Origin of the sequence: Oligella sp. HMSC09E12 (genome assembly GCF_001808505.1) — a bacterium.
GTDB classification, from domain to species: domain Bacteria; phylum Pseudomonadota; class Gammaproteobacteria; order Burkholderiales; family Burkholderiaceae_B; genus Oligella; species Oligella urethralis.
In genome coordinates, this window is the sequence record NZ_KV793561.1 from 1 (window position 1) to 820 (window position 820).

1 protein-coding gene and 1 pseudogene are annotated in these 820 nt (G+C 46.3%); both read right to left on the reverse strand.

The features are described from left to right. Positions 1–468 (reverse strand): annotated as a pseudogene (locus HMPREF3179_RS03830) (recombinase RecT); the annotation flags it as partial. 14 nt (positions 469–482) lie between these two features. After that, positions 483–820 (reverse strand): hypothetical protein (locus HMPREF3179_RS12220; protein WP_168160351.1); only part of this gene is annotated, 338 nt, incomplete at its 5' end.

An 820-nucleotide genomic window follows, 5' to 3' on the forward strand; every position in this document is an offset into this window, starting at 1 on the left:
CGCATAGCCTCTAGCTCGCATTTGCAGCATGCGCTTAGGGTATTGAGTCCAAGGGCCTTGTTTGCCAAGGAGTCCGGCTTTCCTTGCATCTTCCATACTAAATGTCGCAACATGCTCATGAATTGAGCCATCTGTGCTGCGGCGCTTGACTGTGCAAACAGCGGTCAGATCGTCCGCCTCTCCGACATATTCTTCTTTGATACTGACAAACTCAGGAGAGTTTTTAACAAGTCCTAACATCGCATCGCCCCAAATTGACGGTCTGCCGTTAATCGTTGCAATGTTCTGCATTGCCTGCATTGGTGCTAAACCAAGTTCCGCACCCCATTGAATAGCGACAAGAATGTTGCCAGGGTTGCGCTGATAGTCTTTCGGCACAATCGTAGACTGCGCTAAGATTTCGGCTAGCTGCATCGCCTCAGTTAAATTGGTGGGCGTTAATCCACCAGTCGTAATTTGTAGTTCCATGATTCCTCTCCTAATTAGATGCGTAATATGCGCGCTCCTGTGCGCACGGTTTGATAGTGTTTAATGTGTTCAGCGTCAGGCGCTAAGCTTTCATAAGCCGATTTCCAATCGGTGACGATACTGTCTTTATTATTCTTATACGTGCCAAGTTTTTCAGCGCCGTGCATGATGATCTCGCCGTCTTGCAGGGCAGGGATTAGCTTGTCTCGCAGCTCTTTTTCTTCCTCTTCCAAAGACATCTTTAAAAGTCGAATTTCTTTTAAGGAGTTAATTAAGTCGAGTTCATCACTTGTTACTTGGATTTCAGCGCCGTTACTCTTAGCCCATTTAAGCTTTGCTTCATACTCATTAG